At 46.3% G+C, this 6,479-nt stretch carries 8 protein-coding genes and 1 pseudogene; 4 read left to right on the top strand and 5 right to left on the bottom strand.

Annotation, left to right across the window (positions count from 1 at the left end):
* Positions 1 to 172 precede the first annotated feature (172 nt).
* On the top strand, positions 173 to 622 hold the full coding sequence (locus tag ABL924_RS08815) for a hypothetical protein (RefSeq protein WP_349026720.1): 450 nt from the start codon (positions 173 to 175) through the stop codon (positions 620 to 622).
* Between the two features lie 380 nt (positions 623 to 1,002).
* Here ABL924_RS08815 and ABL924_RS08820 read toward each other — a convergent pair whose 3' ends face one another.
* Genes ABL924_RS08820 through ABL924_RS08835 form a run of 4 tightly spaced genes read right to left on the bottom strand, consistent with a single transcriptional unit; the run spans position 1,003 to position 3,541 of the window.
* Positions 1,003 to 2,355: a selenium-binding protein SBP56-related protein gene (locus ABL924_RS08820; RefSeq protein WP_349026721.1), complete on the bottom strand. Its 1,353-nt coding sequence runs from the start codon at positions 2,353 to 2,355 to the stop codon at positions 1,003 to 1,005.
* A gap of 52 nt (positions 2,356 to 2,407) precedes the next feature.
* The gene (locus tag ABL924_RS08825) at positions 2,408 to 2,587 is read right to left on the bottom strand and encodes a (4Fe-4S)-binding protein (protein WP_349026722.1); all 180 of its coding nucleotides are present in this window, start codon (positions 2,585 to 2,587) and stop codon (positions 2,408 to 2,410) included.
* Between the two features lie 31 nt (positions 2,588 to 2,618).
* Positions 2,619 to 2,894: a DUF4242 domain-containing protein gene (locus ABL924_RS08830; RefSeq protein WP_349026723.1), complete on the bottom strand. Its 276-nt coding sequence runs from the start codon at positions 2,892 to 2,894 to the stop codon at positions 2,619 to 2,621.
* A gap of 53 nt (positions 2,895 to 2,947) precedes the next feature.
* On the bottom strand, positions 2,948 to 3,541 hold the full coding sequence (locus tag ABL924_RS08835) for a TetR family transcriptional regulator C-terminal domain-containing protein (protein ID WP_349026724.1): 594 nt from the start codon (positions 3,539 to 3,541) through the stop codon (positions 2,948 to 2,950).
* Between the two features lie 106 nt (positions 3,542 to 3,647).
* Between ABL924_RS08835 and ABL924_RS08840 the strand changes: the two genes are divergently transcribed.
* Positions 3,648 to 3,827 (top strand): hypothetical protein, encoded by a 180-nt coding sequence (locus ABL924_RS08840; protein ID WP_349026725.1) that lies wholly within the window; start codon positions 3,648 to 3,650, stop codon positions 3,825 to 3,827.
* A gap of 60 nt (positions 3,828 to 3,887) precedes the next feature.
* Positions 3,888 to 5,049: pseudogene (locus tag ABL924_RS08845) on the top strand (IS3 family transposase).
* Here ABL924_RS08845 and ABL924_RS08850 read toward each other — a convergent pair.
* Complete coding sequence (locus tag ABL924_RS08850; RefSeq protein WP_349026726.1) at positions 5,046 to 5,195, bottom strand: hypothetical protein; 150 nt, start codon at positions 5,193 to 5,195, stop codon at positions 5,046 to 5,048. The pseudogene ABL924_RS08845 and the gene ABL924_RS08850 sit on opposite strands and share 4 nt — an antisense overlap.
* A gap of 633 nt (positions 5,196 to 5,828) precedes the next feature.
* On the opposite strand from ABL924_RS08850, the gene ABL924_RS08855 reads away from it, so the two are divergent.
* Positions 5,829 to 6,479 (top strand): NAD(P)-binding domain-containing protein (locus ABL924_RS08855; protein WP_349026727.1); only part of this gene is annotated, 651 nt, incomplete at its 3' end.

Genomic DNA, 6,479 nt, shown 5'->3' on the forward strand with positions numbered 1-6,479 from the left:
TTTTTCTTTGGCGAAGTTGATGGTGATTTTCTCGGTTAACTTTTTGCCGTTCCATGTAACGAAGACAACTCGCTTTCCTAGCGTATGATACTATCTACGCGCGTTAGTGCTTGGTTTTACATTGTTCAATCGGCAGCTTATGTGGCTGTTTAACTATTAAGAGGATAAGATTATGAAATATAGTAAATTTTTGTTGTTAGCGTTATGCTTAACTTCCGTAGCCGTTCAAGCCGAAACGATAGACTCTAGCGGAGCTGCTGATGGCGTTGCCGGTGCAGCAGGTACGGTGACTACGGCATGTGGGAAAGTTGCTTTTATTAAACGCAATTCGGGGACATTAATTACTGGTTTAACAACAGCAAAAGTCAAACCGTTCCGTATCGTTGAGACCAGCTTTAGTGCTTTAGGTGTCCAAGCCACTAAGAATTTCAGAGTAACTTACAGTTTGACCGCCTCTAAAGTACCCGTTCAAGCGGGTGTCTATGATTTCTGTATAAAACCGACTGGTGCAGGTAACGTATGGAAGAAACCACCCAATAGAAGCCATTTTTATACTATTGAAGCGGTTATCTTAGGGACTGTTGCTGCGGATAATGGGATATTCACCGCATTTTTTCGGTAGCAACAAGAGAAGTAGAGACGCAAAACCTTGCGTCTCTACAGTGCTGTTATGTCATTAGGGAATTTCTAAAAATTCAAAAAACCCCTTCGCCTTCCAGGGATGGAGGAAGTGCGGCAGCGAGTATGGAACGCGCGCCGTCTCACTCTGGGAGAAGGTTGGGGTGAGGGGGATATAAACAGTCGATTTTATTCTCCTCGGCAACCGCTCCATGCGTTGCCCTACCTCCTAGATCCATACAAGTCGTCACCCCAACCCTCTAGGCAACTGCTGAAGTATACAGGATGTACTGAATGCAGCAAACGCAGGAGGAGCAGTTTGTCGTCCTGCATTGCCGTACTATCTACATCTATGTAGGCATCCCAGAGGGAGAGAGATCTCCATTACTTCTTGCCCTTATCTTTTCCGTACAAACTATACGCCCCAAACACCATTTGATGTGGGCGGCCTAGTTTTTCTTTGGTGAAGTCGATGGCGATTTTTTCTTTTAGCTGTTTGCCATTCCAGCCGTAAGCTTTAAAGAATTGCTCGTTATCTTTGCCTTTTTTATCCCAGTTTGCCAGGAGTGAGGAGGTAAAGTAGACACGTTTGCCGTCCCAGCTTGAAGACACCATATTCACTTGTGCGCCGATTTTATGCTCGTATACTTGTTTCGGTTTGAAGGGGTCACTGATGTTGAAGGCGCGGGTCATGCCGTCCATGAAGGTATTGACCCACAACAGTTTGTCGTCGCTTGAAATTGAAATGTCGACAGGTAATGGAATTTTAGCGGGTTCGCCAATGTCGGCGACTTCTTTGGTTTGCCATTCGCCTTTTTTATCTTTGTGAATCAGCCAGATTTTTGAAGTCAGGGCGGTGCTGGTGAAGCAGTAATCGTGTTTTTCATTCCAAGCACAGCGGATTTCCAAAGGCGCACCTGGGACATCGAATATTTTTTTAGGCTGTTTGGTGTGTAAATCCCATTGCACCACGGTATTGCCAAAGCGCTTCATGGCTTCAGGGTCGGCAAGCATTTTGCCGAAATCCATCATGTAGTTCGACCAGCCAGTGAACGATGACGTGAACATGACATTATGGCGGGGCATAACGCGCAAATCGTAACCGTAACCGTCGGCATATTTGCCGGTTTTAACCGCGCCGCCCAAATCGCTGTCAGTTGGCATCCAGTGCGTATCGATATATTTGCCATCATTGGTATATTCAACCAGTCCAGTACGGCCACCGTTATCCTTATTATTGGACAGCCCCGTCATAATCATACGTCCTGGTAAGGCATAGGTGGTATGTGGGCCGACCACGCCACCGCTTTTGGCGACAAAATCGGTAATCGTGTTGGTTAATGCGGGTTTTGCCGGATCGGTATGGATATCGAATACAAAAAGCTTATTGGTATCCAGCCCGCCCGCCCATAAATATTGGCGGTCATCAGTTACGCCAGAATGGTGGGCTTCATTGCGGCCACCGACCGAAAGGGCATTGATGACTTTTCCGTAAGTTTTTGATTTTGGTCTGGCATCAACCGTCACCAGTTTATCTTGTTCGTCGCCCAAGCCTTCCACACCTAATGTCCAGATGTAGACAAAATCTTCTTGTCCGGTGATTTTGGGTGCATAAGGTGATAAGCAGGTTTCATCGGCCAGCACTGAGTTAGTCGCAATGCCTGTTAACGCGGCGGTGGCTAAGCTTACGGCGCATAAGGTCTTTAACCTGTTACGCAGGTTTGTTGTTGTATTCATAGCTTCCTCTCTAATTTTGTAATTATTATTTTTGTGGTTGTACCGTTCAGGATCAATCCACTAAAGCCAGCGCTCCCGAAGGGCATTGGCAGACAACATCTTTCACTTCTTCTTCGCTGGCTTTGGATGGGTCAATGACAAATTGACCATCCTCAACTTTAAATACTTCGGGTAGTGATTTAACGCAAACGCCAGCATGGCAACATTTACTTGAATCCCAGTTGACTTGCATGTTGAACCTCCTATGGATGAATTAACCGCGCTTAACTTTCCGCAGTCGTTGGGTCGATCATGGTAAGGATCTGTGAAATTTTATTGGCCGGAAAACCACCTTGTTCAGCGTGAGACCTTACTGTAGCCTCGTCTGAGGCAATGTAAACGCAATAGACTTTATCATCGGTCACATAGCTTTCCAGCCATTGGATTTTTGGTCCCATTCCGCTTAGGACTCCGCAAGATTTTTGTGATATGCCTTGCAGTTGCTCCGGAGTTAAAGCACCAGCCCCAGGTATGTCACGTTCGATCAGGTATTTCGGCATAGTATTCTCCTAAGTTAAAAAAACGACCAGTCGTCTTACGCGTAAGGTTAGCATCAAACTCTGAAATAATCATCCAGCAAATCGTGACAACATTGTTTTATTGAATCGGCAGATTGTTCGATTTTCATTCGTAGCAAAGCGCCTTGCCAAGTGTTAGCCAATAAATCGGCCATATCATCAGCCGATTTATCCATTCGAATAGTACCTTCCATCTGTGCTTTTTTCAGCCCAGATGCCAGTAAATCACGGTATTGATGGACGGCTAACTGCAAGGATTGTTGACATAAATCGCTGGTATCACCGATTTCGCCCATCAAATTGCCCAGCAAACAACCGCCTTTAAATTCCGCTTTCTCCAACTCAACGATTAATTCATTAAAATAGTTTTTTAATGCAGTCAATCCATCGAGTTCAGGGTTTTGAATGTAGCGATCGAGTTCAATTATGAAAGGATCAATATAATGCTGGACGACCTCGGCGGCAAAACTTTCCTTACTGGCAAAGTAGTTGTAAAACGAGCCTTTGGGGATTTGCACCGCATCGAGAATTTCCTTAAGCCCCGTGCCATGGTAGCCCTGCTGCATCAATAGCTGCACACCTTGAGAAAGAAGATTTTCTTTGTTGATTTGTTTTTGAGGAATTACCATGTCACCATAATACGACCGGTTGTCTCAAATTGTCAAGTGAAACGATTTTGTTTGCATAAAATTCATATCTATCTGAATTTAAATCAAAGGGCAGGCGGAGGCGTTGTTGCAGCTCACACCGTCGGGCGCGGGGGCCTTGTTGGGTGACAAGGGTTATGGCAGCGATACGTTTGTCGAAGCCATCCAGCGACGAGGCATGCAAGCGGTCATCCCGCCGCGCAGCAACTGGGTCGCACCGCGTGATTGTGATTGGTTTGTGTATAAAGAACGCCACTTGATAGAATGATCTTGCCCCAGTCTAGCGGACACTCGGTTAAGAGAGTAATCTCTAAAACCGAGGTCAACCATGAAAACCAAAAAAGAAGTCACAACGACACGATCTGTCCGGAACAAATATACCTCTCAGTTTAAAGAACAGGCATTGGAACGCGCTGATCGGGATGGCATACCCAAGGTGGTGCAGGATTTAGGGCTGGCAGAGGCGACCTTGTATGCCTGGCGGGCAAAGCGTCGGCAATCTGGGGCAACCCTTTGAAGAGCAAAGGCTCCAACAGGCAGAACTGGCCCGCCTCAAACGTGAGAATGCCCGCCTGGAAGATGGGGTGGCATTCTTAAAAAAAGCGGCGGCGTACTTCGCCAAGTTGCCCAAGTGAAGTACACCATGATCAAATCCAATGAAAGCCAATTCCGTATTGGTCTGATGTGCCGCGTACTGTCCGTTTCCCGTAGCGGTTATTACGCCCGGACGTAGGCCACCTTCTGCTAGGGAGCAATCAAACCAGTTGCTTAAGATTGAAATAAAGCGTGTTTTCGATGATGAAAAAGGACGGCCTGGATCGCCAGGTTTACCCGCAGGCTTCAGGCGGAAGGCGTGTCCGCAGGCCGACACCGTGTGGCCAGAATTATGAGAATCAATGGCTTAAGGGCGAAAGTGGGCAGGAAATACAAGGCGATCACCAACAGCAAGCACTCTTTGCCAGTGGCCTCCTAACCTGTTGGAACAGGATTTCGGTGCAGACAGGCCTGACCAAAAATGGGTGTCGGATATCACTTATATCTGGACGGACGAAGGTTGGCTGTACTTGGCGGTGGTGCTGGAGCTGTATTCAAGGCGGGTCATTGGCTGGGCAATCGCCGAACGCATGACGGCGACATTGGTGTGTGATGCCCTCATCATGGCGTTATGGCATCGGAAGCTACCTACTGCTGTGATCGTCCATTCTGACCGGGGCAGCCAATATTGTTCGGCCGCCTACCAAAAATTGTTCCATAAACACCAGTTGGTTTGCAGCATGAGCAAGAAAGGCGACTGTTATGACAACGCCGCCATGGAAAGCTGAAGCCACAGCTTCAAGGTCGAAGCGGTGAATGGTGAACGCTTTAATACCCGTTCGGAAGCCAAATACCAAGTGTTCGAATATATCGAAGTGTATTACAATAGCAAACGGCTTCATTCCAAATTGGGCTATCTCAGCCCGATTGCGTTTGAAACCAAAAAAATCGCTTAGCAGGGTGTGCATGAAAGTAGGGCAAGATCAGGTTGTTGGTTGGCGTTCTTGACGTGCAGGCTTTCAAGGTTGAGTAGGCCGTCATAGACCTTTTGTTGCCTTGTGCCGCCGGGCAGGAGAATTTCGGCGAGTTGTGTCCACTTCATGGCCTGCATGATCTTGTGCTTTATGCTCCACGCGATGTTGCACTCAATATCAATAAGTTTTTGATATTCGCCATGAATTAATATAGCATCATTTGATTTTTGGCTAGTGTTTTGATTATTAGATTTTCTTTACTACTGGTTCTTGGCGCAATTGCTAATTTCTTGTTGGCAATCGTGCTTGATCAACTGACGATAACACACGTTGCTGAACGGGCATCACAGCTTGGTTCAATAACCCTGCTATGCGCTTTTTTGTTATTCTTGTCGGCAGGTTTTTGGATAATATTTAGGCTTATACTAACCTCCTTTTTCGAATATTTTTCCACCAAACAATGTATGGAGCGAAGGCTGCTGTTTTATACGGGTCAGCAGAATCGTCTTGAGAAACTATTCCAGTTTAAGAAAATTCGCTTACTTTATGTCAACCAACAAAAACGAAAACATCTTTTAAAAAAGATGTGAATTAAATTTTTTGACCTTATGAGAATCTTAATAGAGCGGTCTCATAATATCGTTAACCTTGCCCTATCAATCTAGGATAAAAGTCTTGATCGACAAAACTCCCTAGTGCCAGTTGACATCGAGCCGCACTAGTATTTAGTTAACTAACAAACTTCACATTGGCAGACAGACATGAAAGCAGACATCGGATTAATTGGTTTGGCGGTAATGGGGCAAAACCTCGTGCTTAATATGAATGACCATGGATATAAAGTTGCAGTCCATAACCGTACTAGCACCACCACAGATGAATTCTTAGCAGGTCCAGCCAAAGGTACGCAAGTAACTGGCGCACATACCTTAGAAGAACTGGTCAATAGCCTTAACTCACCACGCATCGTGATGTTGATGGTGAAAGCAGGCGACGTAGTCGATCAATACATCGACAAGTTAATCCCCTTACTGTCTGCTGGCGACATTATTGTTGACGGCGGCAATTCACTATTTACTGACACCAACAGGCGTACGGCAGCCCTTAAAGAAAAAAACCTCCGTTACATCGGCACCGGCGTGTCTGGCGGCGAAGAAGGCGCTCGGCATGGGCCTTCCATAATGCCTGGCGGCAATAAAGAAGCTTGGCCTTACGTAAAGCCGATATTCCAGGCGATCAGCGCCAAAGTGGATGGCGATCCTTGCTGTGAATGGGTTGGGGATAACGGCGCAGGCCACTATGTAAAAATGGTACATAACGGCATCGAATACGGCGATATGCAAATCATCTGTGAAGCCTATCAATTGCTCTCTGAGGGGCTGGGCTTGAGTGCTGATGAAATGCACACTATT

The organism is Methyloglobulus sp., assembly GCF_040079455.1.
GTDB lineage: Bacteria > Pseudomonadota > Gammaproteobacteria > Methylococcales > Methylomonadaceae > Methyloglobulus.